Here is a 25901-nt window from a genome sequence, read left to right on the forward strand (position 1 = left end):
CTCCTTATGTAATAAGTATTTCAATTCTATCATAAACATTGGTGAAATAAGACGGCATACATACTGAAATCCCCCTGAGTCATAAGGGGGATTTTATTGTTTCGTATGGTGTTTTTGCAATTTAGCTAAAGCTTCCTGAGCAGCGTGCTGTTCGGCTTCTTTCTTTGAACGGCCGTTTCCGACTCCGAGTGGTTCACCTTTTAGAGATACGATGGCTTCAAATTCACGGTTGTGCGCAGGTCCTTTTTCGTTGGAGATTTTATACTCCAGAGAGCCTTTGCCGTCCCGCTGCACGTATTCCTGCAGCTGGCTTTTGAAATCCATCACATGAGAAAAAGCACCATCGTTAATTTTAGGGAACACATAAACTTTTAAGAAACTTTCGACCGGCTCTAATCCCTGGTCAAGATACAAGGCTCCGATAAATGCCTCAAAAACATCCGCCAATAGAGCAGGACGCTTTCTTCCGCCTGTCATTTCCTCGCCTTTACCCAACAGGACAAGATCGCCGAATGACAGCTCGTGAGCCAATGAAACGAGAGACGGTTCGCAAACAATTGCGGCTCTCAATTTCGTCAAATCTCCTTCACTCATAGCCGGGTATTTGGCAAATAAGAATCTGGAGATCGTCAGTTCCAAAACAGCGTCACCTAAAAATTCAAGCCTTTCATTATCTTCATACGGCTTTTTCCGATGCTCATTCACATAAGATGAATGTGTAAATGCTTGATACAAAAGCTTTTCATTTTGAAAGTGAACCGAAATCCGTTCTTGAAACTCTTTAAATTGTTCTACTTTTTTATAGAACTTTTTTTTATCTTTATAATGTGAGTGTTTTGACATAGTAACCTCCATAGGCACATCAGGTTCACCGCGCTTCTCTGACTAAACCGGATACAGCGCGCGTAAAAGCGGCATGCTGTAATAACTGCACGAATAAAGGGCTAAAGCCCCGCGTTTCGGCGGGACTTTTAGCATCAGCTTATTGCTGGTTTTGTATGTAGTTCACAGCGTCGCCGACTGTTGCAATCTTTTCAGCATCTTCGTCAGAAATCTCCATATCAAACTCGTCTTCAAGTTCCATAACAAGCTCAACTACATCTAGGGAATCAGCACCTAAGTCTTCCTTGAAAGAAGCTTCAAGTTTGACGTCTGCTTCATCAACGCCAAGGCGATCTACGATGATTTTCGTTACACGCTCTAATGTGTCTGCCATAGCAATTCACCTCCCCTCAAGTATTATAGTGGATTCGTTTTTAAAAAACTAGAGAAACTATGATGAAATTTTCGAGAAAAAACTTACATCACCATTCCGCCGTCAATATGAAGCGTTTGGCCTGTCATATAACGAGCTCCCTCTGAAGCTAGGAATGTGACAACACTGCTGACATCGCTAGGATCACCAAAGCGCGCGAGCGGAATTTGTTTCAGCATTTCGTCTTGAACGTCTTTTGCAAGTTTATCTGTCATATCAGTTGAGATAAATCCTGGCGCTATTGCGTTTACCGTAATATTTCGGCTGGCGAGCTCTTTAGCAGAAGACTTGGTTAAACCGATGACGCCGGCTTTTGCAGCCACATAGTTGGCTTGTCCAGGGTTTCCGCTGACGCCGACGATAGACGATACGTTAATAATGCGGCCTGAACGCTGTTTCATCATTTGTCTTGTAACAGCTTTTGTGCAGTTGAAAACACCCTTCAGGTTAATGTTAATAACGTCATCCCATTCGTCTTCTTTCATTCTCATGATGAGATTGTCTCTTGTAATCCCGGCATTATTAACCAGAATGTCAATTGTAGAAAAAACAGACAGCGTTTCTTTTATCATGTTTTGTACATCTTCGGGATTTGATACATCCGCTTTGACAGCAATTGCGTTTCTGCCCATAGATTTGATTTCATCTACCACTTCATTTGCTTTCGCTTCATTGCCGGAGTAATTCACGACAACATTTGCTCCGCTTTTTGCCAGATCAAGGGCGATTGAGCGGCCGATTCCGCGGGATGCGCCAGTGACAATAGCCGTTTTATCATTAAGCATTATCATTCTCCTCCTTAAGCGTTTGAATTGCCAGCTCAATCGTTTCCGGATCTGATACAGCAATTGTTTTTAACCGTCTATTTACTTTTTTCACAAGGCCTGAAAGCACTTTTCCGGGACCGATTTCGATAAAAGTCGTAACACCCTCTGCGATCAGCTTGTTAATGCTTTCCTCAAAACGAACCGGAGAATAAAGCTGCTCAATAAGTTTTTCTTTGATATCTGCTTTTTCAGTCATCACGTCAGCAGAAACATTTGAGATGACCGGAACGTCAGCGTCTTTTATGTCACAGGCGTCCAATACCTCTTTCAGCTTTTCAGCAGCCGGTTTCATCAGTTCAGAATGGAACGGACCGCTTACTTCAAGCGGAATTGCGCGTTTTGCTCCGTTCTCTTTTGCCAGTTCAGATGCAAGCTCAACCCCTTTAGCTGTTCCGGAAATGACGATTTGGCCAGGACAGTTGAGATTCGCAAGCTGTACAAGGTTGCCTTCCTCTGTGACTTTATCGGTTACTTGCTTTAATGCTTCAGCATCCATGCCGAGAATCGCAGCCATTGCTCCTTCGCCAGCCGGCACCGCTTCATTCATAAACTCTCCGCGCTTTCTGACGGTATAAACAGCATCTTTGAAAGACAGAGCGCCAGCCGCAACCAGTGCAGAATATTCACCAAGGCTGTGTCCTGCTGTGAAATCAGGTGTAATGCCAGATTCTTTAAATTTCTCAAGAACAGCGATGCTTGTCGTAAGCAAAGCAGGCTGCGCATTGTATGTAAGTGTTAATTCTTCAGCAGCACCCTCAAAAATAAGCGAGCTGAGTTTTGTTTCCAACGTTTCATCGGCTTCATCAAACAGACGCTTTGCAGCAGGCACCTGCTCATAAAGCTCTTTCCCCATGCCGATAAATTGTGATCCCTGACCCGGGAATAAAAATGCAATCTTACTCATGATGTAAAAACCTCCAGACTACTCATCTGTTTTTTCTTCTTTCACTTCTTCCTGAATGAGCGCAGCCACATTTTGGCTGACCATCTCTCTTGCTTGCCGAATCGCATGGAATACAGCATTTGAATCTGAAGAGCCGTGCGCCTTGATCACAGGGGCTTTTAAGCCAAAAAGACTTGCTCCGCCATAATTCGAATACTCCATTTTCATTTTCATTTCTTTCAATTTTGGCTTCAGCACAGCTGCTGCAAGCTTTGATGTCAAAGTAGACGTCATTACGTCTCTCATCATTTTAAAAATAGACAACGCAGAGCCTTCCAGCGTTTTGAGTGTAACATTCCCGGTAAAGCCGTCTGTTACTACAACATCAGCCACATCATCTAAAAGGTCTCGCGCTTCCACGTTTCCGATAAAATTGATGTTTGCTGTTTCTTTTAAAATTTGAAACGTCTGCTTCGTCAGTTCGTTTCCTTTTTTATCTTCTGTTCCGACATTTAAAAGTCCGACTCTCGGTGAAGTGACACCGCGCACTTGCTGAGAATAAACAGAACCCATGATGGCATATTGAACGAGGTGCTCCGGTTTGGCATCGACATTGGCGCCGACATCAAGGAGAAGAAATCCGTCTCCCGAAACAGTCGGAAGTGTCGGAGCAAGCGCCGGACGGTCAATTCCTTTAATTCTTCCGACAATAAAGAGACCGGCTGTCATTAATGCACCGGTATTTCCTGCTGAAATGCAGGCGTCAGCTCTGTTTTCCGCAACCTCCTGCGCCATAAGAACCATAGATGAGTTCTTTTTTCTTCGCACGGCACGGACCGGTTCATCCGTAGGCTCAATCACTTCATCTGCGTGCAGCACCGTGATGCGATCTGATGTAGTTGTTAAATGTGATTCTATCGTTGTTTTGTCACCGACAAGTGTGATATGGAGATCATCAAATGCCTCTATACCTTTTATAACTCCGTCAATAACAGCTTTGGGAGCGTGGTCTCCTCCCATTGCATCTACAGCTATTCTCATGCATGCTCCACCTTTATGAATGTTTTGAACGATACATGTCAAAGCGTCCAGAAAAAACAATTTCTTCGCCAACGTAGCTGTTCACTTCGACAACCGTTCTTCCTTTTTCTTTTTCGACAGCCGTCACTTTCGCTTTTGCTACGACACGTTCTCCCTGCTTTACCTGTCTTGTAAAGCGGATGTCTGCACTTGCAGTCAGCGCCAGCTCGTCATCAATGACTGCAACGGCCAAAGAATTCGCCTGTGCAAATAAATGGTGTCCTCTCGCAATCTGATTCCGGCTGAACACGTGCTCCTGTTTTATTTCTAAAATAGATATCGCCTGATCATCCAGCTCAAGGTCAATAATTTCTCCGATAACTTCATCAAGTGACAGGGACTTCACTTCGTCCTCAAGTGTTTTCTCTGCCACGTTCTTAATTCTTTCTCTCAGTTCAGGTATGGAAAGCTCTAAGCGGTCCAAACGTATCGTCTGGATGCTCACCCCAAATTTACCCGCTAATTCTTCATCTGTAATAAAGGGGGTTGCTTGAATCGTCTGCTGAAGTAATTCCTGGCGTTCTCTCTTATTTCTTCTCATATCTAAACACCATCCGGACAATTAAGACTAGGTACTAATAGTAGTATATAATTTCATAGATTGGAATGCAACGATTGTTTCTGGCTGAACACCAAAAACTTCTGATACTCAGCTTAATTTTTCCCCGTCCATTACTCCGCTCTTCAGCAATTCATCTCTTAACACAGCGTATTCCGGCTCCTTCCAGAACGCGTCAGAAGCCACAAGATTCGCAGCATCCTGCCTTGCCGTTTCAAGCGCTCTGTAATCATGAACCATGTCCGCCACTTTAAATTCCGGCATTCCGCTTTGTTTTTTTCCGAAGAAATCACCGGGACCTCTCAGTTCCAGATCCTTTTCAGACAGCTCGAAACCGTCATTGGTCTCCGACATGATCCTCATCCGTTCTTTCCCTGTTTCTGATTTTGGATCAGCCATCAGAATACAGAAAGATTGATGCTCACCCCGTCCAACACGGCCGCGCAGCTGGTGAAGCTGTGATAGTCCGAAACGGTCGGCGTCATAAATCACCATAATCGTTGCATTCGGAACATTCACGCCAACCTCAACAACAGTAGTTGATACGAGAATTTGACAGTGATTTGCGCTGAATTCTCTCATGACCTGGTCTTTTTCATCGGAATGCAGCTTCCCATGCATAAGGCCGACATTCCATTTTCCCCGAAAAATATCAGAAAGCATATTGTACACGTCAATGGCGTTTTGCACATCAAGCTTGTCTGATTCTTCAATCAGCGGACAGATGATATAAGCCTGCCTGCCTTGCTTTAATTCTTTTTCGACAAATGCCAAAATACGATCCAGCATGTCATGTTTTACCCAATAGGTTTCAATTCGCTTTCGTCCAGCCGGCATCTCATCAATGACAGATACATCCATTTCACCGAACACTGTGATCGCTAATGTTCTTGGGATTGGAGTGGCTGTCATAAAGAGAACATCGGGATCCTGCCCTTTGTTCCGAAGCTTTTTGCGTTGCTCAACTCCAAATCTGTGCTGTTCATCAGTAATAACGAGACTCAGCGCCTTAAACTCCACCTCGTCTTGGATTAAAGCGTGGGTTCCTACAAGAATATCAATCTCACCCGCCGCAAGACGTTCAAGCAGTTCTTTTCGCCGCTTCCCTTTAACAGAGCTTGTCAAAAGAGCAACGCTGACGTCCCATTTTTCAAATAGCGAAACGAGCGAATCAGCATGCTGCTCGGCCAGAATTTCTGTCGGCACCATGAGCGCTCCTTGGTATCCGGATAGGATCGCGGCATACAGTGCAATGGCGGCGACTGCCGTTTTTCCTGATCCAACGTCCCCTTGAAGAAGACGGTTCATTCTGTATGGAGAAGACATGTCTGCTGTTATTTCGCGAAGAACGCGTGACTGGGCGTTTGTGAGGGGAAACGGGAGGCTTTTGATAAATCTCATGAGTTCTTCGTTTGAAAAACGCTGCCGTATCCCTTGTGTCTGCTCTCTTTCCGCCTTTCGGAACGCCTGCATTTTCAACTGAAACAACAAAAATTCTTCATAAACAAACCGCCGTCTGGCAAGCTTTAATGCTTCCCTTGTTTCAGGCTGGTGCATTGCTTTTAACGCCTGATAATAGTCAGGCAGTTTATAGCTTTTTCTTAGCTTTTCCGGAAGAGGATCAGGAAGTGAGTCTGCATATTGGGTCAGCGCCTGCTGAATAAAGCGCCTCATCATTTTGACGGTAACATTTTCTTTCACAGAATACACTGGTTCAATGCTTTTGTCTTCTTGATGCGGCCCGTTTTTCAACTCCTGAACAGAGATGGTTTGGCGGTGCTTGTCCCATTTACCTGAAACCGTCACCACAGAGCCGAGCGAAAGCTGCTTCTTCAAATAAGGCCGGTTAAAACATACGGCTGTGATTAAATAGTGGCCGACCAGAAGCCTGAATGTCAGCCTGTTTCGTTTTTTTCCGTAATAGGTAAGAGAAGGCTCTGAATGAACCTTCCCTTCGACTGTGACTCTTTCATCATGCTTTACTTCTTCTAAATCCCTCAGCTCGTAGTCATCATAGCGATAAGGGAAATAATTCAGAAGATCAGAAATGTCATAAATACCGATTTCGTGTAACGTTTTTTCTGTTTCCGGCCCAATACCCTTAATGTTAGCTATACTAGTTTGCTGATGTTGTTTCACGTGAACCTAGCGCTCCTCCGAAAATTTTTTTCTCTAATTCTCTTCCTGTCGGTGTTGCCGCTAAACCGCCCTGGCCTGTTTCTCTAAGTGCAGTTGGCATCGTTTGGCCTATTTTATACATGGCATCGATAACCTCATCACATGGAATACGGCTTGTAATGCCCGCCAATGCCATATCAGCGGCAATCATCGCATTTGACGCGCCCATCGCATTCCGTTTCACGCAAGGCACCTCAACAAGCCCTGCAACAGGGTCGCACACGAGGCCTAGCATATTTTTTAATGTAATGGCCATGGCCTCCGCGCTTTGTTCGGGTGTTCCTCCTGCCATTTCAACAATGGCCGCAGCCGCCATGCCTGAAGCTGATCCAACCTCTGCCTGACATCCTCCGGCGGCGCCGGAAATACTTGCGTTATTAGCCACGACAAATCCGAAAGCCCCGGCTGTAAACAAAAAGCGGATCATTTGTTCTCTTGTTGGATTCAGCTTTTCTTTTACAGCAAATAACGTACCGGGCACCACACCGGCAGAACCTGCAGTCGGTGTCGCACAGATGGTTCCCATTGCTGCATTTACTTCATTTGTTGCAACGGCTTTCGATACAGCATCTAAAATCAGCGGGCCAGACAGGCTTTTTCCTGATCGAATATAGGCCTGCAATTTAACGGCATCTCCGCCTGTTAAGCCCGTTTGGCTCGTAACCCCCTCGAGTCCTTTCTGAACCGCCGCTTCCATAACAGACAGGTTATGATCCATCTGCTGAAAAATGTCCTCTTTTGTTTTTTCTGTTACTTCCATTTCTTGAGCTATCATCACATCAGAGATCAATATTTGTTTTTCTTTAGTAATCTCAATTAATTCTTTTACATTACGAAACATAACTGGCTCCTCCTGACCCTTTCGCTAGTCAGCAATCTTTGTCACTTGAATAATATTCGGCAGCTTCGACAGCTCGTCGAGAATGTGGTCGTCAATATTTTGATCGACCTCTATTGTCATCAGCGCAAGCTGGCCGATATCTTTCCGGGCTACTTCCATATGTCCTACGTTGATTGAAAATTTCGCCAGAACATTGGCAACACCGGCAATTGTGCCAAATTTGTCATTATGAACAACTAATATGGCCGGATGATTTCCTGACAGCCGGAGCTCAAAACCATTCAATTCTGTGATTTCAATCTTTCCTCCGCCAATCGAAATACCCGTCAGTTCCAGCTCACCCTTTTCATCAGAAATGGTGATTTTTGCTGTGTTCGGATGGACCGGGACTGCGTCTTCTACCCGAAACTCTATATCAATTCCTTTAGCTTCTGCAATTTGTATAGCGGTTTTAATCCGTTCGTCGAATGTATCAAAATCAAGCAATCCGCCGATAATCGCGACATCTGTCCCGTGGCCCTTATACGTTTCCGCAAACGACCCGTAAAAAGATACAATGATGCGCTCAGGCTCTCTGCCAAATAAACTTCTGGCCACTCTCCCGATTCTAGCAGCTCCCGCTGTATGAGAGCTGGACGGACCGATCATAACCGGGCCGATAATATCAAAAACGCTTCTGTATTTCATGCTATTCCTCCTTATGAACCAGAGCTTATTAGCGCTTTGCTTCTAGACTAATTGATCAGATATAAAATGGCAAGCGGGCGCGTTACAGCGCTGCCGCACTTAAAAGCAGACATAAGAATAGAAGGGCAAATTGCCCTTCTATTCTGCAGAAACTATATACGAATACAGAGGCTGTTTCCCATTGTGGATCTCAACCTCAATCTCCTCGTACTTTTCACTGAGAAACGCTTCAAGCTGCTCAGCTTCTTCCTGAGACGCATCCTCACCATATAGAATGGTCACGATTTCATCATCTTCTCCGATCATTTCTGACAGCAGCATTTTCGCGGCTGACAGCTGATTTTCAGAAGTGCCGATAATCGTTCCATTCAGAATGCCCATAAAGTCGCCTTTTTTAATATCTTTACCGTCAATATGAGTATCTCTGACTGAGAACGTCACCTGTCCGCTTTTTACTTGCTGAATGGCGCTTAGCATATTGGCCTCGTTCGCTTCAGCTTCTTGATCCGGGTTAAAAGCCAGCAGAGCTGACATCCCTTGCGGAACCGTTTTAGCAGGAATGACAAAAACCTTTTCATCCACTACGCTGGCCGCTTGGTTAGCAGCCATGATAATGTTGGAGTTGTTAGGCAGGATAAATACCGTATCTGCATTTACAGACTTCACGGCATCAACAATATCCTCAGTGCTTGGGTTCATGGTCTGGCCGCCTTCAATCACAACAGAAGCTCCAATGCTTTTGAATAGGTCTGAAATTCCTTCTCCCATCGCTACAGTCACAATGCCATACGGCTGTTTTGCCGGCGGTGTTTCGTTGTCTGCAGGTTTGCTTTCTTGACTGATGATAGAGGTATGCTGTTCTCTCATATTTTCTATTTTTATTTTGATCAATTCACCGTAATGCTGGGCGTAGTTTAACACGTTTCCCGGCTCTTCAGCATGAATATGAACCTTCGCCAGCGATTCATCCGCAATCACAAGCAGAGAATCTCCGAACTGGCTGAGGTCTTGCCTGAAAGTGCCTTCGTCGAACTCTCTTTTTGTCTGATCAAGCCTAACCATCACTTCGGTACAGAATCCAAATTCAATATCTTCGGTATTCATCATGCTTTGCGCGCTCTTGTGATGCTCTGCGCTGACCATGTCGTCAAGTGACGGAAGAACTGCTTTCTGAGGTACAGTTTCACCTTTTAATGAAGCAAGGAAACCTTCATACACACAGAGCAGGCCTTTGCCCCCGCTATCGACAACTCCTACTTCCTTTAGGACAGGTAGCAATTCAGGGGTGCGGTTTAAAGACGCCTCTGCTTCTTCTGTCACTGCAGTCATCAGCGCAGTGATATCGGTTTCTTTTTCTGCTAAGATCATCGCTTTTTTTGCAGCGTCTTTTGCAACTGTTAAAATGGTGCCCTCTACAGGTTTCATGACAGCTTTATACGCCATGTCTACACCTGCTTGCAGCGCAGCGGCAAACTCAAGTGCATTAATTTCTTTTTTCGTTTCAATGCTTTTGCTAAATCCGCGGAACAATTGGGATAGGATAACTCCTGAATTTCCGCGTGCTCCCATGAGCAGCCCTTTAGATAACGCGGAGCCCACCTTCCCGATATCATCCGTATCCATTTGTTCAACTTCTCTTGCTCCGGAAGTCATCGACAGGTTCATATTAGTTCCCGTATCACCGTCCGGCACCGGAAACACGTTCAGTGCATCAACTGCACTGGCGTTTTGAGACAGATTCTGCGCTCCCGCAAGAATCATCTCGGCAAAGGTTCTGCCGTCTAATGTTCTGATAGACAATCCTACTCCTCCTAACTACGGGTTCGTCACTCGTACGCCTTGGACATAAATATTGACAGAATCCACTGCCAGTCCGATGGTTTGATTTACTGTGTACTTTACTTTTGTTTGGACATTATGTGCCACTTCAGAAATTTTCGTGCCGTAGCTGACAATGATATACATGTCGATATGTATCTGTTCTCCTTCTTGGCGAACTTGGACACCCCTGCTGAAATTCTCTTTCCGAAGGATTTCAGTCAGTCCGTCTTTAATCTGGTTTTTAGAAGCCATGCCGACAATGCCGTAACAGTCAACCGCCGCGCCTCCTGCAACCATCGCAATGACTTCATTAGATATATCAATCTGTCCGTACTTCGTTCTTAATTCAATGGACACACTAGTTCCTCCTTCGAATGCATAGAGTTACAGCTATTCTACTATATGGTTTCCATTATGAGAAGACCAGGCAATAATCGCTGGCCGTACCTCTACATATACTATAGCGCTGCTGTTTCCGCAAGATGTCAAGTGAATTTTCTTGAAAGATGATGAAACAATAGTTGCAAACGTTTTTTAGCTGTGGTAAATTATTTAAAGTATCCATATCGAAAGCATCTAAGATTATATGAATGTTAAAAAGTAGATGTTTTGTGCAAGTGAGGAGGGAAACAAATGGCACGTAAATGCGTTATCACAGGTAAAAAAACAACAGCTGGGAATAACCGTTCTCACGCAATGAACGCTTCTAAGCGCACTTGGGGCGCGAATCTTCAAAAGGTTCGTATCCTTGTGAACGGAAAACCTAAAAAAGTATATGTATCTGCTCGAGCTTTGAAATCCGGTAAAGTTGAGCGTGTATAACAAAATGAACGCCTGCCCCGATATGTGGCAGGCGTTTTTATGTGGTGAAAGAGGGCTTTGAACCCCTGGGCATTAATCTTTTCTAAATGAGCCCAGCATCGCCCGGACAATTCCTCCTAAAAACTTCGGCAATTTAATGGTGTAAAATTTCATTTTTTGTCCCCTCCTATAACGTCCCGTAACCGCCTTGTTCATTGTTTTCAGCAATTGAATGAAAGCACATGCTTAATCCGTGCTTCTTATCATTATTAATATGCCTTTTACAAACGAAAAAGTACCTCGTGAATGAATGAGTTCGTTACTAATACATAGTGTTGAACCGAGCGTAATATGACAATTATTTAGAGGATATTTAAAACCGGTCAGGGTCAGCTCATGTATGTCTTCGGAAAACGGTATGAAGGAGATATATCGCTTATTTTCATCCTTCTCAATATCATATTCACCAGGAGGGAACATTTGAATATGATTTTGTTTGTCTATCAGCCTAATTTTTATGTTCGTTTTTACACCTCTATACAGAAGCTGAATGTTTCCTAAAAAATGATCAGCTCTGCCGCCTGTAATGCCGAAAATCTGAATAATATCCGGCTGCTTTTCCAGCGCCCAATCAAGGGCGAGGTCTAAATCTGTTTGATCTTTTTCTGCTTGATACACATGAAGGGCGGGAGCGGCTTTTTCTATTCGCCGGCGTTCTTGCTCTGTTATGCTGTCAAAATCTCCGAAGGCTTCAACAGGAATGATCCCGGCATCTAAGAGAGTGACGGTGCCTTTGTCAACACCGATCCAAAGCGTGTGTTCATCCGTATAGCCGGTTAGATCGGGAATGAGATTTTTCGGGCCTCCCGCAACGATATTAATTGTTTTCATCTCTGATTCCTTTCTCTGCATACAGGAAAAAGAGCTTAGGCTATTGTATGCCCAGCTCTTTTCTAAAGCTGCTTATTTACTTCCTTTGATTTCAGAAATTGCTTTTTTGCGGTCAGACTGGCCATAAACAGCTGAACCGGCAACGAGTAAATTTGCGCCCGCTTCAATGACGAGCGGAGCGGTTTCTTTGTTGACGCCGCCGTCTACTTCAATTAACAGATCTTTTTTTCCTTTTTCATCCGCCATTCGCTTAACCTCTTTTATTTTAGGAAGGACTGAATGAATAAATTTCTGCCCGCCGAAGCCCGGGTTCACCGTCATTAAAAGAACAAGATCGAGATCGTCGAAAACATGCTCGATGACTTGTACAGGGGTATGCGGGTTTAGAACTACTCCGGCCTTCACTCCTTGCTCTTTAATGAGCTGGATGGTACGGTGCAGGTGCGGACATGCCTCAGCATGCACAGACAGGATATCTGCGCCTGCTTTCGCAAAAGCTGGGATATAACGATCCGGCTCTTCTATCATTAAATGGACATCGAGCGGCAGATCCGTTACCGGCCGGACTGCTTCTACAATCAGCGGACCGATTGTGATATTCGGGACAAAATGGCCGTCCATAACATCAATATGAATACAATCGGCTCCGCCTTTTTCTACATCTTTAATCTCATTGCCTAAAGCGGCAAAATCAGCGGAAAGAATAGATGGTGCAACCTTTATCATTATGCTAATACCTCGGCTTTCTGTCTTTTATCTCCGTCATAAATTCAACATAATGGTCATAGCGATACTGCTTTAATTCCCCGTCTTCAACAGCTTGTTTCACCGCACACTTCGGCTCTTTCAGATGTAAACAGCCTCTAAATTTGCATGAAGAGCTTTTTTCTCTGATATCAGGGAAGGTATAGCCCAGCTCTTCTTCCTCAATGTCTGTAAATTCAAGCGAGCTGAATCCCGGTGTATCTGCAACCAAGCCTCCGGACGTGTGAATCAGCTCCACGTGGCGGGTTGTGTGTTTCCCGCGGCCCAAATGCTCGGAAATCTCGTTTGTTCTCAATCCGAGCTCCGGACTGATCGCGTTGAGAAGCGAGGATTTTCCAACACCGGACTGACCGGCAAATACCGTTGTTTTATCCTGAAAATGTGGGATGATGTCCGCTAAACTGTCTTGGTCCTTAGAGGAGGTAAGGTATACGTCATAACCAATATTCCGATAGTCTTCTGCATAAGCTTGTATCCTATCTTCTGTATCTTGATCTTCAATCAAATCCATTTTAGTAATGCATATAATCGGCTGAATATCATTGGCCTCAACGAGAACCAGGAAGCGGTCGAGCAATGCCGTGCTGAAAGAAGGCTGAACCGCTGAGAAAACCAGGACCGCTTGATCAACGTTGCAAATTGGCGGCCTGATAAGCTCGTTGGTTCTTTCTTTAATTTCCATTAGATATCCTTCTTTGTCATTTTCAGCTTGATACACAACGTAATCACCGACAAGAGGGGTAATTTTGTTTTTTCTGAAAATGCCTCTTCCTCTGCATTGTATTACTTTATCTGAATCCTCTGATTCATCCAGTACATAGTAAAAGCCGCTTAGCGCCTTAATAATTTTGCCCTCAGGCATATTTTCCCTCCTTGTTATTCATCTTTCGGATACTCAATGGTTTTGTAGCTGACAACTTTATTGTTTACCATTACTTGATAGTACCCTTTTTGGCCGGGTTCAATCTTTAGTTCGATCGTTCGTTCAGTCGGCTCTTTTATCTTAAATTCTTCGTAAGTGTCAGAGATGCTGTGATCCGCATCGTCAACCGCGATTTGCACTTGAAGCTCGTCCCCTTCATTTTCTGGTTCGTAGGGGATCTTGACCTTTTCTTTCACTGTTTTCGCAGGTTTTTTCTCTGGTCCGAGAGAGAATGTCACTTCAACTTCGTTTCCCGGCTTTACTGCCGTACCTGCTGCTGGTTTTTGTTTGACAACCTGTCCTTCTGGAACATCATCTGAGTATGCTTCTTTTTCTACAAGCTTCAATCCGTTGTCTTCCAGATATCCAGACGCTGCTTCTTTACTGTAGGTTTTCAAGTCTCTAAGCGTAATGTCTTCGGGTCCGATACTGACTGTAAGTTTGACTTGATCTTCACTCGGGACAAGCTCAGTCCCTGCTGAAGGGTTTTGGTCAATGACAGTGCCCGCATTTTTCTCGTCATTCACTTCATTTACCGTTACATGTTTAAACCCTTGGTCCTTCAACGCTTTTTTTGCCTGGTCGACCGTTTGGCCTGTCACATCACCGATCTCCGTTTTTGCTTTTCCGGTGCTCTTATAAAGGGTGACCGTGGCGCCTTCTTTGACTGTGGTATCCGCTTTAGGGTCCGTTTTTACCATCAGGCCCTCTTCAATTTTTTCATCTGAGATTTCCAACACCTCGGAATCAACCTGTAAACCTTCTTTTTCCAAGAGCCCTGCGGCTTTTTCGTATTCCATTCCGGAGACATCAGGTATTTTGACATCCTTAGGCATGAAAAGCGATGGAAAAACAGTGACCGCAAGAATTCCAGCTGTGATAAAAACGAGGCATATCGTGAGCAAAACCCACGGCCACTTTTTTCTTTTGCCGTTCTTCTTTGTTTTGTTTTCTTGTGCGTTTGTCACTTCAGCTTCTTTTTCGCCAGCAGCTTTAGCGAGTTCTTCATCTTTAATGATAGGTATCGCTTTTGTCATTTCTTCATCTTCTTGAATCGTAAATCTCTTTTCATTGAGTCTGTCGGCATCAAAAGCTGTTTTTATGTCTGCTTCCATGTCTTCAGCCGTTTCGTAGCGATGAAAAGGATCTTTGGCAGTTGCCTTGAGTATGATGTTTTCAACGCTTTGGGGGACCGATGGATTCCACCTTTTTGTCGAAGGAGTTTCCGCTTGAAGATGCTTCAAGGCGATGCTGACTGCTGACTCTCCATCAAACGGAATACGGCCGGTTAAAAGCTCAAATAGAACGATTCCAAGCGCATAAATATCCGATTTTTTTGTGGCTAAGCCGCCCCGGGCCTGTTCAGGTGATAAGTAATGGACCGAGCCCAGAACTGAATTGGTATGGGTGATTGTGGTCGAACTTAGTGCCGTCGCAATTCCAAAATCCGTTACTTTGATATTTCCCATATGATCAATCAAAATGTTATGCGGCTTGATGTCTCTGTGAACAATCTGGTTTTGATGGGCATGAGCGATGGCTGAGACAATTTGCTCCATGATGTTCAGCGCTTCTTTAGGGTGAAGCGGCCCATTTGCTGTTATGTATTCTTTAAGCGTCATGCCTTCAACGTATTCCATGACAATATAATAAATATCATCTTCATCGCCCAAATCGTAAATGCTGACAATATTCGGGTGATCGAGGCTTGATGCGGATTGGGCTTCTCTGCGGAAACGTCTGATAAATTCATTGTCATTTGCATAGTCAAACCGCAGGATTTTAATTGCGACTTCACGGTCTAGAATGATATCCTCAGCTAAATACACGTTGGCCATTCCCCCGCCGCCTATAACGCGGAGAATCTGGTAACGCCCGCTGATCCGCTTGCCGATTAGCACTGATCTTCACCCTCTTCAACATGTAAAGCAAGCTCAAGCAAAACTGCTGTTATGTTGTCTTCTCCGCCATTCTGGTTGGCTTTGTCCACAAGCAGGTTTACTTTTTCTTGAGGAGCTGAATCGCTTTGCAGGATGTCTTTTAATTCAGTGCCTTCCACTTTATTCGTCAGTCCGTCAGAACATAGAAGCAGTTTGTCTCCGGGTTCTATATCAAAAGAACGGGTGTCAATGCTGACTGACTGGTCTGTTCCAAGCGCCTTCGTCAACACATTTTTTCGCGGATGATGTTCAGCGTCTTCTCTGGAAATCTCTCCAGTGCGAACCAGTTCATTTACAAGCGAATGGTCTTCTGTCACTTGAACGAAATCATCGTCCTGAAGCAAATAGCATCTGCTGTCTCCGATATGGGCAACAGAAACCGTTTTTCCCGTAAAAAGCGCACATACAATCGTCGTCCCCATGCCTTGGCATTCTTCGTGGGCTTGAGCGTGATCGTATATTTTGCTGTTTACCGAAAGAATCTGTTCAATGAGCCATTTTTCACAATCCGAGGGCGCAGTTGGAATCGTTTCTGCTTCATTCCATTTCTCCCCCATGGCTTTCACAGCCATCTTGCTCGCAACATCTCCAGCAAGATGGCCGCCCATACCATCAGCGACAACCGCTAATACAAATTCATCTTTCCCCTTGAATATCCCCGCATCATCTTCATTATGCTGGCGGATTTTTCCTGTATCTGTTTTTAAGGCTGTTAACAACCCTCATCACCTCGTCTCGTCTTGACGCTCCTTCGCGCGAAGCTGACCGCAGGCTGCGTCAATGTCATGTCCTTGCTCTCTTCGGATTGTGACATTTACTCCGCGGGATTTCAGCGTTTTTTCAAAAGCAAAAATCTGATCACGCGGTGTGCGCACATAGTCCCGTTCAGGCACGTAGTTTACCGGAATCAAGTTCACGTGGCATTTGACTCCTTCCAGCAAGTCGGCAAGCTCTTCGGCGTGTTCCACCTGGTCGTTTACGCCTCCGAACAGCCCGTATTCAAAGCTGATACGGCGTCCTGTTTTATTAATATAATATTTAACGGCTTCCATTAGATCAGGCAGTTTATATGCTCTGTTAATCGGCATCAAACGGCTTCTGATTTCTGTGTTCGGCGCGTGCAGAGAAATTGCAAAGTTAATCTGCATTTGCTGATCAGCAAATTCGTAAATTTTCGGGATGATTCCACTCGTAGAGACCGTAATATGGCGAGCACCGATATTCAGGCCCTTGTCATGGTTAATGATTTTCAAGAAAGCGAGCATTTCGTTAAAGTTATCAAAAGGTTCACCGATTCCCATGATCACGACAGAGCTGACGCGTTCATCCGTTTCATCAAGAGCTTTTTGCACTTTGACTACTTGAGCGACAATTTCCCCCGCTTCAAGGTTTCGTTTTAAGCCTCCAAGCGTTGACGCGCAGAATGTACAGCCAATACGGCAGCCGACTTGTGTCGTTACACATACAGAATTGCCATACTCGTGTCTCATTAAAACGGTTTCGATGGTATAACCGTCATGAAGCTCAAACAAAAACTTCATCGTACCGTCTTGAGAGGTTTGTTTAACAGCCGTTTTCAGCGTTGTTAACACAAAGTGAGTGTTTAATTTCTCACGCAGATCCTTTGAGAGGTTTGTCATTTCTTCAAAAGAAGATACGCGTTTTTCATATAGCCATTCAAAAATCTGAGCCGCACGGAACGGTTTCTCTCCGTTGTCTGTCAGCCATTGTTTAATTTCATCTAATTCAAAAGAATAAATAGACGGACGCTCTGTCCGCAATTCTTTTCTTACTTTTGTTTTATTAAGTTCTGCCATTACTTATCCCTTCTTTCTCATGCTGCAAATAAAGAAACCATCTGTTCCGAAATAATGAGGAAGGATTTGAAGCCTTCCATCCCGAACAAAGGGTCTCACCTTTTCAGGCAGCCGCTTTTCAAGAGACAAATCGGGTTCAAAATCAGGATGTTCTTGTATAAACGCATGTATTACTTCATCATTTTCTGTCCGGTCCATTGTACACGTACTGTAGACAAGAGTGCCACCTTTTTTTACTAATGGTGCGATTTCCCTCAAGATCGACAGCTGGATTTCAGCTAGACGGGCGCTGTCGTCAGGCTTTTTCGTGTATTTCATGTCCGGCTTTCTTCTGATAACACCGAAACCTGAGCACGGGGCATCGACCAATATTCGGTCAAACTGTTCGTTTTCAAACGTTTCCCCCGCTTTTCTCGCATCCATTGTTTCCGCATGAATGATTGTCAGGCCAAGCCGGTCTGCCGCTTCTTTGATCAGCTTCACTTTATGTTTGTGAAGATCAAGCGACGTAACGCTCCCCTTGTTCTTCATTAATTCTGCGATATGAGCCGACTTTCCGCCAGGCGCCGCACACGCGTCAAGCACTGTTTCATCTGACTTAGGATCAAGGGCGCGGGCGACGAGCATGGAGCTCTCATCCTGGATGGAAACTTCGCCGTTTTGGAAGAAATGAGTTCCGGCAATTGTTCCCTTTAAGAGCTTCACAGCATCTTCAGCGAGGTCGCCTTTTTCAACTTCGATTCCCTCAGCAGCCATTTGATCAAGCAGCTCAGCTCTGTCTGCTTTCATTTGATTGACACGCAGCGTCTGCTTCGGCGGAATGAGATGGATGCGGCAAATCTTTTCCGCAGCTTCAAATCCATACGCATCCACCCACTCTTTCACAAGCCATTCCGGATGGCTTGTTTCTGTCGCCAGCCGGCGTACAGGATCTTCGATCGCGTCAAAGGATGGAACACCTTCGCGCTGAATAGAACGGAGCACGCCGTTGACAAATGAAGCAATGCCTTTGTGTCCGCGGATTTTAGCAATCTCAACCGCTTCATGGATGGCTGCCCTGTCTGGAATCTTCTCTAAATACTCCATTTGATATAAGGATAGGCGAAGAAGCTGAATCACCCACGGCTTTACCTTTTGAGGCTTATTGATAAACGGTTTAAGCATATAATCAAGCGCGATCTTATTTTGTAATGTACCATAGACAAGTTCAGTCAAAAGCCCTCTGTCCTGATCACTCAGTTCATTTGATTTAATGACCGATTTCAGCAGCAGGTTGCTGTATGCCTGGTTTTGTTCTAATTTGATCAGCGCCTCAAGGGCGATGTCACGAACACTAGTTTTTTTCATTGTTTACTCCTAACACATCACCGGCTTCAACATGAGCGCCTCGCACAAAGTCTTCGCCTTTCATTCGTTTTTTGCCTGCCGGCTGGAGTTCGGTTAATAACAGGGCCGTCTCGTTACCTGTGGCAACGATAATCCCTTCCTTTTCAACCGCAACGACTGTGCCTGGCTCAGCTGTTGTTGGTGCGGGTGTTTTTTTCGATTCCCACACTTTCAAGTTTTGTCCATTAAGCGTCGTATAGGCAACAGGCCAAGGATTTAAGCCGCGGACCTGGTTGTAAAGCTCTTCGCCCGTTCTGGACCAATCGAGCAGCTCTTGCTCTCTTTTAATGTTAGGCGCGTACGTCGCTTTCTCTTCATCCTGCTTTTCAGGTGAAATGCTGCCGGCAATGACGTTTGGAACCGTTTCAGACAATAGCTTCGCGCCAGCAACGCTTAATTTATCGTGCAGTGTTCCGACATTGTCGGTTTCTTCAATATCCACTTCCACTTTTGCGATCATGTCCCCGGCATCCAATTTTTCTACCATATACATAATGGTAACCCCGGTTTTCTTCTTTCCCTGCAGAATGGAATAATGGATCGGAGCACCGCCACGCAGTTCCGGCAAAAGGGATGCGTGAACGTTAATGCAGCCGTATTTTGGACTGTCGAGAAGCTCTTTAGGCAAAATTTGTCCGAATGCCGCCGTTACAATAAGATCAGGCTTTAATGCCAGCACTTTCTCAATTTCTTCTGTCAATCTAACTTTTTCCGGCTGAAGAACCGGGATGCCGTGGCGCAATGCCTCTTCCTTGACCGGAGGAGGTGTCAGTACTTTTTTTCTGCCCTTCGGACGGTCCGGCTGTGTGACGACCCCCACTACTTCATATCCGTCCTCAATCAGGGTTCTTAAAACAGGAACTGAAAAATCTGGCGTTCCCATAAATACGATTCTCGTCATCAAATCATCCTTCCATATCCGCTAGTTCATCTTCTGTATAGTATTTACTTATTTTAGATGTAAACAACACACCGTCTAAGTGGTCCATTTCATGCTGCACGGCTCTTGCTAAAAAGCCTCGCGCTTCCAGAATGAACGGTTTTCCCTGACGGTTAAACGCACGCACTTTGACATAATCGGCACGTGTGACATCACCATAGACGCCAGGAAAGCTCAAGCATCCTTCAATTCCGGTTTGCTCGCCGCTTTTTTCTAAAATTTCAGGATTAACAAGATCAATTCTCCCTCTGTCATCCCCGATGTCTACAACGGCCGCTCTTTTTAAAATGCCGATTTGCGGCGCTGCCAGTCCGACACCATCCATTTCAAGCATGGTGTCGTACATATCATCAAGCAGTTTTTTTAGCTTTTTATCAAAAACAGTCACGGTTTCCGCAGGTGTTTCCAAAACCTCCGCAGGATGTGTGACGACCTTTTTTACTGCCAATTTGTTACCCTCCAAGACGTGAGATCTTACATCATCATATAAGGATTCATATCAATTGAAATCATTACATGTTTTTGTTCAATTTCGCGTTTATAATGTTCCAGTATCTTCTTCAATAAAGCGGATAACTGGGTTTCCTGTTTGTATTTTATCACGCATTGATAGCGATATCTATCTTTGATCCTGGCTATCGGCGACGCGCTTGGTCCGAGAATTTTCGTGTCAGCTCCGCAGTTTGCTTTCAAAAAATGAGCGATTTTTTCAGCTGTAACCGCTGTTTTCGCCACTTCCTCATGAGAAACAGTCACAAGAGCCAAATAGTAGTATGGCGGATAGGATTGCTCTCTCCTGTGCGCCATTTCATGCTGATAGAACGTTTCATAATCGTGTGTTTTCGTCAGCTGGATACTGTAATGAGACGGTGTATACGTTTGAATGATGACATGGCCGGGCTTTTCATGCCTGCCTGCCCGGCCGCTGACTTGCGTTAACAGCTGAAATGTTTTTTCAGCCGCTCTGAAATCAGGAATATGAAGTGTTGTATCAGCACTTAACACTCCGACAAGCGTGACATTAGGAAAATCAAGCCCTTTCGCGATCATTTGCGTTCCGAGAAGAATATCCGCTTTTCCTTCTCCGAAAGCTGACAGTAATTTTTCATGAGCGCCTTTCCGTGATGTCGTGTCAACATCCATCCGAATCACTCTCGCACTTGGCAGCACTTTTGTCAGCTCTTCTTCCACTCGCTGTGTTCCCGTTCCGAAAAAGCGGATATGCTCGCTTGCACATTCAGGACAAGTGTGCGGAACAGGCTCTTCATGTCCGCAATAATGGCATTTCAGCCTTTGGCCGTAACGATGATACGTCATGGAAATGTCGCAGTGCGGGCATTGCGGGACATAGCCGCAATCTCTGCACATCACAAAGGAAGAATAGCCCCTCTTATTTAAAAACAGCACCGCCTGCTCACCCTTGGCAATCGTTTCTTCAAGCTTTTCCATCAATTCAACTGAAAACATCGAGCGATTGCCGTTTCTAAGCTCCTCTCTCATATCGACAAGCGAAACCTCGGGCATCACCCGATGGTTAACACGGTGCTTCAGTGAAAGAAGCTCGTATACGCCCTTTTGCGCTCTTGCATAGGATTCTAATGTCGGCGTAGCACTCCCTAATACAACCGGGCAGCTGTGATGCTCAGCCCGCTTGATTGCCACCTCTTTCGCATGATAGCGCGGCATTTCTTCCTGTTTATAGGAAGACTCGTGCTCTTCATCGATGATTATCATTCCGAGATTTTCAAACGGAGCAAAAATAGCGGATCTGGCACCGACGACAAGCCGTACTTCCTTCCGGTGGATTTTACGCCACTCGTCATATTTTTCTCCTGTGGATAAACCGCTGTGCATGACTGCCACCTGGGAGCCGAAGCGGCCCTTGAAGCGGTTGACCATTTGCGGCGTCAGCGATATTTCCGGTACGAGAACGATGGCTTCTTTTCCTTTCGCCAGTACTTTTTCAATTGATTGCAGATAAATTTCGGTTTTTCCGCTTCCTGTCACGCCGTGAAGGAGGAACACTTTATGCTCATCGCTGTCCAATGTCTCGCGTATGGGCTCGAAGGCAGCCCTCTGTTCGTCTGTCAGCGGCAGGGGCTCTGTTTTTTTGAACATTTTGTCCTGATAGGGATCTCTGTAAACCTCTTCATAGCTTTCCTTCAAAAGCCCTTTTTGGATAAGGGTTTTGATGGTTGCAGAGCTCGTGTCCGTTCTTTTGCACAATTCCGCCGCAGGAATTTTCACACCTTCCGGCTCAGAGATGAGAAAGTGAAGAATCGCCTGCTGTTTTGCTGCTTGGCGGGACAATCCCTCAGCCTGCTTAGCAAGCTCTTCTTTACTCGCATTTGCCTGAATATGCCTGACCATTTTTTTATTGGTTTTTTGCGCGACTTTATACGTCACGTCAATGTCCCCTTTTTGAACATGCCTTTGAATCAGTTTCAGCGTCTCATGATCGGGTATATCTGAATACAACAGCGTCTTTGTTTCAGAAAACAGCCGTTCCACTTGCGGCGGAAGATCGGCGCCGTGTGCAATTTTTAATTCTTTTTCATATTTCGCCTTTAAGGCGGCAGGCAGCATTGCTTGAAGCGCCGTTATTTTAAAAGACAGCGTTTTGTCTGACAGCCATGATGACAGATCCATAAGCTCCTCTGTCAGAACAGGTGTAAGATCTAATAAATCCTCTACTTCCTTGACAGATTTTCCCGATAGGTCAGATGCTTCTTTGACTGCTGTCACAAACCCTTGAATCTTACGGGGGCCAAACGGAACAATGACCCGCATCCCCGTTTTGATCATGCCCTTGAGATGGTCTGGGATTTTATAATCAAAAGGCCTGTCTATATTTTTGGTGCTGACATCAACAATGACTTCTGCAAAATTCATGAGCGCTCTCCGGTTTGTTTTGAGAGGGCTGCGATCTCCTGAAGGATTTCAAAAGAAACATCGAGCTTAGACATGATCGGAAGTTCGCGTTTATGCCCGTCTTTGAAAAAGATTGTCACGATATTCGTATCAGCACCAAAACCGGCCCCATTTGCCTTCACATCATTTGCCACAATCAAATCAAGGTTTTTAGCGGCGAGCTTTTTACGTGCATAGTGTTCAATGTCTTGTGTTTCGGCGGCAAATCCAACCAAAATCTGCTCTTTCTTTTTCTCGCCCAATTCTTTCAAAATATCGACTGTTCTTTTCAGTTCTAAGGTCATGCCGCCGTCTTGTTTTTTCATTTTATGGTCAAATACTGTTTTCGGCGTAAAATCGGCTACTGCAGCTGTTTTAATGACTATATCGCTTGCGTCATACACAGAGAGCACAGCTTCGCACATATCCGCAGCCGATTGAACAGGGATAAACTCAGCAAGGCCCTTAGGCTGATCAAGTGAAACAGGCCCAGAAATTAAGGTTACCCGTGCGCCGAGCTGAACAGCAACCTCCGCTAATGCGTAGCCCATTTTGCCCGTCGATTTATTGGTAAAAAACCGGACAGGATCAACCGCTTCCCGCGTTGGGCCGGCTGTAATGACCACATGCTTGCCTTCTAAAGGAGCGGATGTTTCTTCAGCAAAATGTTTTTCGGCCAGCTTTACGATGTTTTCCGGCTCTTCCAATCTGCCTTTTCCTACGTAACCGCATGCTAAATAGCCCTCACTTGGCTCAATAAAACGATAACCGTCCTGATAAAGAACAGAAATGTTTCGTTTGACTGCCGGGTGGTCATACATATGAACGTTCATTGCCGGCGCGATCCAAACGGGAGCCGTTGCTGCCAACAATGTTGTCGTCAGCATATCATCAGCGATGCCGTTTGCCAGTTTTCCAATCACATTAGCCGTAGCCGGCGCTACAATAATCAAGTCGGCCCAGTCTGCGGCATCAATATGAGAAATAACGCTTGGATTTTGTTCTTTAAATGTATCTGTATAGACTTCGTGGCGGCTCAATGCCTGAAATGTCAGCGGTGAAACGAATCGGCAAGCGGATTCAGTCATAATCACTTTGACATTTGCTCCTGCCTGAACCAGCTTGCTCGTTAACGCACAGGCTTTATAAACTGCGATGCCTCCGCTCACGCAAAGTAACACATTTCGATTGTTTAGCAATGAATTCTCCCCCTCTGCACTTTACAAAACCGCACGGAAAAAAATAACAACCTACATGATATAGGTTGCTACTTGTGCTACTATTCGCGGTCTTCCTTTTCAAACGAAAGCAGGCCTGCATCAATTTCTTCTAAAGCTTTGCCTACATATTTGTGTGAAATCGTATGTTCAATCATTTGGTCTTTTTTGATTTGCATTTCACGTGCGCGTCTCGCAGAAACAGTCACCAGCGTATATTTTGAATCTAATTTATTCATTAAAGAATCAATTGACGGATCTAACATTGATTATTCAACCTCCAGCATTTTCTTATATCTTGGTGCAACGCGTTCACGCTTCAAATGTTCAGCAAGAACGATTGCTTTGATTTTATCGCAAGCCGTTTCGACATTATCGTTTTCAACGACATAGTCATAAGCATCCATCATTTCGATCTCAGCTTTTGCGGCTTTCATTCGATTTTCAATCAGAGCGTCTGTTTCTGTGCCTCGTGTCACGATTCTGTTTTTCAGTTCAGAAAGGCTTGGAGGCGCAAGGAAAATAAACAGGCCTTCCGGGAAAGCATTTCTCACTTGAAGAGCCCCTTGAACTTCAATTTCTAAAAAGACGTCTTTTCCATCTTGAAGCGTCTGTTCAACATAATCGACTGGCGTGCCGTAATAATTGCCGACATACTCTGCCCATTCAAGCAGCTTGTTGTCTGCAATCATTTGCTCGAATTCGTCTCTTGTTTTGAAAAAATAATCGACTCCGTTCACTTCGCCCTCTCTTGGACTTCTTGTGGTTACTGAAATCGAATATTCAAATTTTGTGTCTTCCTGCGAAAAGATCGCTTGTCGAACCGTTCCTTTACCAACTCCTGAGGGACCTGAGAGAACGATTAATAACCCTCTTTCTTTCATGCGGCAATTACCCCTGCCCTTCATCCATAATTTCTTCTTTAACAGAAAGTCTGTGTGCAACTGTCTCAGGCTGGACGGCAGATAAGATAATGTGATCACTATCCATGACGACAACTGCACGGGTTCTTCGTCCGTATGTAGCGTCAATTAGCATTCCGCGGTCTCTTGCATCCTGAATCATCCGTTTGATTGGCGCAGACTCCGGGCTGACAATCGAAATCATCCGATTGGCGGAGATGATATTGCCAAATCCGATATTAATCAGTTTAATCGTCATCTTCTACGTTCCCCCTGTAAGATAGACGTCTCTAGTTTAGCCTAGTAAGACCGTCTGTAAACAATACGCACAGTCACTATTCTATATTTTGCACTTGTTCTTTTATTTTTTCAATAGAACTTTTCATTTCAACGACAAGCTTTGTGATCTGATGATCATTTGCTTTTGAGCCGATCGTATTTGCTTCCCGATTGAGCTCCTGAACAAGAAAGTCGAGTTTGCGCCCGACAGCTCCGCCACTAGCTAATATATCACGAAACTGAGCGAAGTGGCTCTTCAGCCTTGTAATCTCTTCAGTGATATCAGAGCGGTCTGCAAAAATAGCGCATTCTGTTACAAGCCGGCTCTCGTCTAATACGTCTTCAGTCCATTCTTTGATTCTGGCGTACAGCCGTTCCCGATAACGAGATACGACATCTGCAGCCAGCAATTCAGTTTCTCTCACCAGCTCTTCAAGCTGATCAATATGCATCAGGCAGTCTTTCGCTAAGAGCAGCCCCTCTTTTTCACGCATTTCACAGAGACCTTTTACCGCTTCTTCTGCAGCATCGATGATCAACGCCTCCAGCTTGTCATTTTGCGTCTGTTCTTCATGAACCTGGACGACATGATCAAGCTTAAAGAAATCCATTACATCGGGCTCTGCAGACAATTGATACCGCTTCTTCATATCTCTCGCGGCTGCGACAAACTCATCGAGCAGCGGCCAATCAATTTCAAGCCTTTTCTCAACAAGCATATCGCTGTCAACGGATACGAAAAGCTCAATTCTTCCGCGCTGAATATGCTGCAGAATGGTCTGTTTCAGCTTATCTTCAAAATATAGCAAAGGCCTTGGCAAACGAGCGTTCACTTCTTTAAATCTGTAGTTCACAGATTTAAGTTCAACGCTTACAGAGAGATCGTCTTGTGTTTTGCTTGCACTGCCGAAGCCTGTCATACTTCGTATCATTTTAAAACACCCAATTCTTCCCTGTTCTCATAATAAAAGGGCAATAGACACGCTATTACCCCTAAGAT

General features: G+C 44.9%; 28 protein-coding genes. 1 reads left to right on the top strand and 27 read right to left on the bottom strand.

Annotated features, from left to right (window positions below; genetic code table 11):
* Window positions 1-93: 93 nt before the first annotated feature.
* From rncS to ACQVGT_RS12235, 11 genes are all read right to left on the bottom strand, one after another.
* Complete coding sequence (gene rncS, locus ACQVGT_RS12185) at window positions 94-843, bottom strand: ribonuclease III (RefSeq protein WP_003232030.1); 750 nt, start codon at window positions 841-843, stop codon at window positions 94-96.
* Between the two features lie 139 nt (window positions 844-982).
* Entirely contained in the window at window positions 983-1216 is a 234-nt protein-coding gene (gene acpP / locus ACQVGT_RS12190; protein ID WP_003154310.1) for an acyl carrier protein, read from the bottom strand.
* Between the two features lie 83 nt (window positions 1217-1299).
* Window positions 1300-2040, bottom strand: a complete 741-nt coding sequence (gene fabG, locus ACQVGT_RS12195) for a 3-oxoacyl-[acyl-carrier-protein] reductase (protein WP_015383645.1) — start codon at window positions 2038-2040, stop codon at window positions 1300-1302.
* Window positions 2033-2986 carry an ACP S-malonyltransferase gene (fabD, locus tag ACQVGT_RS12200; protein WP_015383644.1) on the bottom strand — a complete coding sequence of 318 codons (954 nt, stop codon included), beginning with the start codon at window positions 2984-2986 and terminating at the stop codon, window positions 2033-2035. Before fabD ends, fabG begins: the two co-directional genes overlap by 8 nt.
* Window positions 2987-3004: 18 nt before the next feature.
* The gene (gene plsX, locus ACQVGT_RS12205; protein WP_003232041.1) at window positions 3005-4006 is read right to left on the bottom strand and encodes a phosphate acyltransferase PlsX; all 1002 of its coding nucleotides are present in this window, start codon (window positions 4004-4006) and stop codon (window positions 3005-3007) included.
* Window positions 4007-4019: 13 nt separating this feature from the next.
* Window positions 4020-4586 (bottom strand): transcription factor FapR, encoded by a 567-nt coding sequence (gene fapR / locus ACQVGT_RS12210; protein WP_003232044.1) that lies wholly within the window; start codon window positions 4584-4586, stop codon window positions 4020-4022.
* A 108-nt stretch (window positions 4587-4694) separates the two neighbouring features.
* Window positions 4695-6743 (bottom strand): ATP-dependent DNA helicase RecG, encoded by a 2049-nt coding sequence (recG, locus tag ACQVGT_RS12215; RefSeq protein ID WP_015383642.1) that lies wholly within the window; start codon window positions 6741-6743, stop codon window positions 4695-4697.
* Window positions 6721-7623 (bottom strand): L-serine ammonia-lyase, iron-sulfur-dependent, subunit alpha, encoded by a 903-nt coding sequence (gene sdaAA, locus ACQVGT_RS12220; protein WP_003232049.1) that lies wholly within the window; start codon window positions 7621-7623, stop codon window positions 6721-6723. The genes recG and sdaAA overlap by 23 nt, the downstream gene beginning before the upstream one ends.
* Window positions 7624-7647: 24 nt before the next feature.
* Window positions 7648-8310, bottom strand: a complete 663-nt coding sequence (sdaAB, locus tag ACQVGT_RS12225; RefSeq protein ID WP_003232050.1) for an L-serine ammonia-lyase, iron-sulfur-dependent subunit beta — start codon at window positions 8308-8310, stop codon at window positions 7648-7650.
* A gap of 138 nt (window positions 8311-8448) precedes the next feature.
* The gene (locus ACQVGT_RS12230) at window positions 8449-10110 is read right to left on the bottom strand and encodes a DAK2 domain-containing protein (protein ID WP_015483218.1); all 1662 of its coding nucleotides are present in this window, start codon (window positions 10108-10110) and stop codon (window positions 8449-8451) included.
* 15 nt (window positions 10111-10125) lie between these two features.
* Window positions 10126-10488 (bottom strand): Asp23/Gls24 family envelope stress response protein, encoded by a 363-nt coding sequence (locus ACQVGT_RS12235; protein ID WP_003232054.1) that lies wholly within the window; start codon window positions 10486-10488, stop codon window positions 10126-10128.
* Between the two features lie 276 nt (window positions 10489-10764).
* On the opposite strand from ACQVGT_RS12235, the gene rpmB reads away from it, so the two are divergent.
* Window positions 10765-10953: a 50S ribosomal protein L28 gene (rpmB, locus tag ACQVGT_RS12240; RefSeq protein ID WP_003221548.1), complete on the top strand. Its 189-nt coding sequence runs from the start codon at window positions 10765-10767 to the stop codon at window positions 10951-10953.
* A 72-nt stretch (window positions 10954-11025) separates the two neighbouring features.
* On the opposite strand, the gene spoVM is transcribed toward rpmB, so the two are convergent.
* The 16 genes from spoVM to ACQVGT_RS12320 all read right to left on the bottom strand — a co-directional run bounded on the left by spoVM (window position 11026) and on the right by ACQVGT_RS12320 (window position 25833).
* Complete coding sequence (gene spoVM, locus ACQVGT_RS12245) at window positions 11026-11106, bottom strand: stage V sporulation protein SpoVM (RefSeq protein ID WP_003221545.1); 81 nt, start codon at window positions 11104-11106, stop codon at window positions 11026-11028.
* A 72-nt stretch (window positions 11107-11178) separates the two neighbouring features.
* Window positions 11179-11823, bottom strand: coding sequence for a thiamine diphosphokinase (locus ACQVGT_RS12250; RefSeq protein ID WP_015483217.1), 645 nt, complete (start codon window positions 11821-11823; stop codon window positions 11179-11181).
* 72 nt (window positions 11824-11895) lie between these two features.
* On the bottom strand, window positions 11896-12549 hold the full coding sequence (gene rpe, locus ACQVGT_RS12255; RefSeq protein ID WP_015383636.1) for a ribulose-phosphate 3-epimerase: 654 nt from the start codon (window positions 12547-12549) through the stop codon (window positions 11896-11898).
* 4 nt (window positions 12550-12553) lie between these two features.
* Window positions 12554-13450 carry a ribosome small subunit-dependent GTPase A gene (gene rsgA, locus ACQVGT_RS12260; protein ID WP_015383635.1) on the bottom strand — a complete coding sequence of 299 codons (897 nt, stop codon included), beginning with the start codon at window positions 13448-13450 and terminating at the stop codon, window positions 12554-12556.
* A 14-nt stretch (window positions 13451-13464) separates the two neighbouring features.
* Complete coding sequence (gene prkC / locus ACQVGT_RS12265; protein ID WP_015383634.1) at window positions 13465-15411, bottom strand: serine/threonine protein kinase PrkC; 1947 nt, start codon at window positions 15409-15411, stop codon at window positions 13465-13467.
* The gene (prpC, locus tag ACQVGT_RS12270; RefSeq protein WP_015383633.1) at window positions 15405-16169 is read right to left on the bottom strand and encodes a protein-serine/threonine phosphatase PrpC; all 765 of its coding nucleotides are present in this window, start codon (window positions 16167-16169) and stop codon (window positions 15405-15407) included. The genes prkC and prpC overlap by 7 nt, the downstream gene beginning before the upstream one ends.
* Before the next feature lie 6 nt (window positions 16170-16175).
* On the bottom strand, window positions 16176-17267 hold the full coding sequence (gene rlmN, locus ACQVGT_RS12275) for a dual-specificity RNA methyltransferase RlmN (protein WP_014476780.1): 1092 nt from the start codon (window positions 17265-17267) through the stop codon (window positions 16176-16178).
* Between the two features lie 3 nt (window positions 17268-17270).
* The gene (gene rsmB, locus ACQVGT_RS12280) at window positions 17271-18614 is read right to left on the bottom strand and encodes a 16S rRNA (cytosine(967)-C(5))-methyltransferase RsmB (protein WP_015383632.1); all 1344 of its coding nucleotides are present in this window, start codon (window positions 18612-18614) and stop codon (window positions 17271-17273) included.
* Window positions 18601-19554 carry a methionyl-tRNA formyltransferase gene (gene fmt, locus ACQVGT_RS12285; RefSeq protein ID WP_015383631.1) on the bottom strand — a complete coding sequence of 318 codons (954 nt, stop codon included), beginning with the start codon at window positions 19552-19554 and terminating at the stop codon, window positions 18601-18603. The genes rsmB and fmt overlap by 14 nt, the downstream gene beginning before the upstream one ends.
* A 4-nt stretch (window positions 19555-19558) precedes the next feature.
* Entirely contained in the window at window positions 19559-20041 is a 483-nt protein-coding gene (gene def / locus ACQVGT_RS12290; protein WP_015383630.1) for a peptide deformylase, read from the bottom strand.
* Window positions 20042-20067: 26 nt separating this feature from the next.
* On the bottom strand, window positions 20068-22485 hold the full coding sequence (priA, locus tag ACQVGT_RS12295; protein ID WP_015383629.1) for a primosomal protein N': 2418 nt from the start codon (window positions 22483-22485) through the stop codon (window positions 20068-20070).
* Window positions 22482-23702: a bifunctional phosphopantothenoylcysteine decarboxylase/phosphopantothenate--cysteine ligase CoaBC gene (gene coaBC, locus ACQVGT_RS12300; protein WP_015483215.1), complete on the bottom strand. Its 1221-nt coding sequence runs from the start codon at window positions 23700-23702 to the stop codon at window positions 22482-22484. The genes priA and coaBC overlap by 4 nt, the downstream gene beginning before the upstream one ends.
* 80 nt (window positions 23703-23782) lie before the next feature.
* A complete protein-coding gene (gene rpoZ / locus ACQVGT_RS12305; RefSeq protein WP_003221520.1) occupies window positions 23783-23986 on the bottom strand; it encodes a DNA-directed RNA polymerase subunit omega in 204 nt (67 codons plus the stop codon).
* A 3-nt stretch (window positions 23987-23989) separates the two neighbouring features.
* A complete protein-coding gene (gmk, locus tag ACQVGT_RS12310; RefSeq protein ID WP_003232083.1) occupies window positions 23990-24604 on the bottom strand; it encodes a guanylate kinase in 615 nt (204 codons plus the stop codon).
* A 7-nt stretch (window positions 24605-24611) separates the two neighbouring features.
* Window positions 24612-24881 (bottom strand): extracellular matrix/biofilm regulator RemA, encoded by a 270-nt coding sequence (remA, locus tag ACQVGT_RS12315; protein ID WP_003154355.1) that lies wholly within the window; start codon window positions 24879-24881, stop codon window positions 24612-24614.
* A 76-nt stretch (window positions 24882-24957) separates the two neighbouring features.
* A complete protein-coding gene (locus tag ACQVGT_RS12320; protein ID WP_009967215.1) occupies window positions 24958-25833 on the bottom strand; it encodes a YicC/YloC family endoribonuclease in 876 nt (291 codons plus the stop codon).
* Window positions 25834-25901 lie beyond the last annotated feature (68 nt).

The sequence above is a fragment of the Bacillus sp. SCT118 genome (assembly GCF_058566435.1).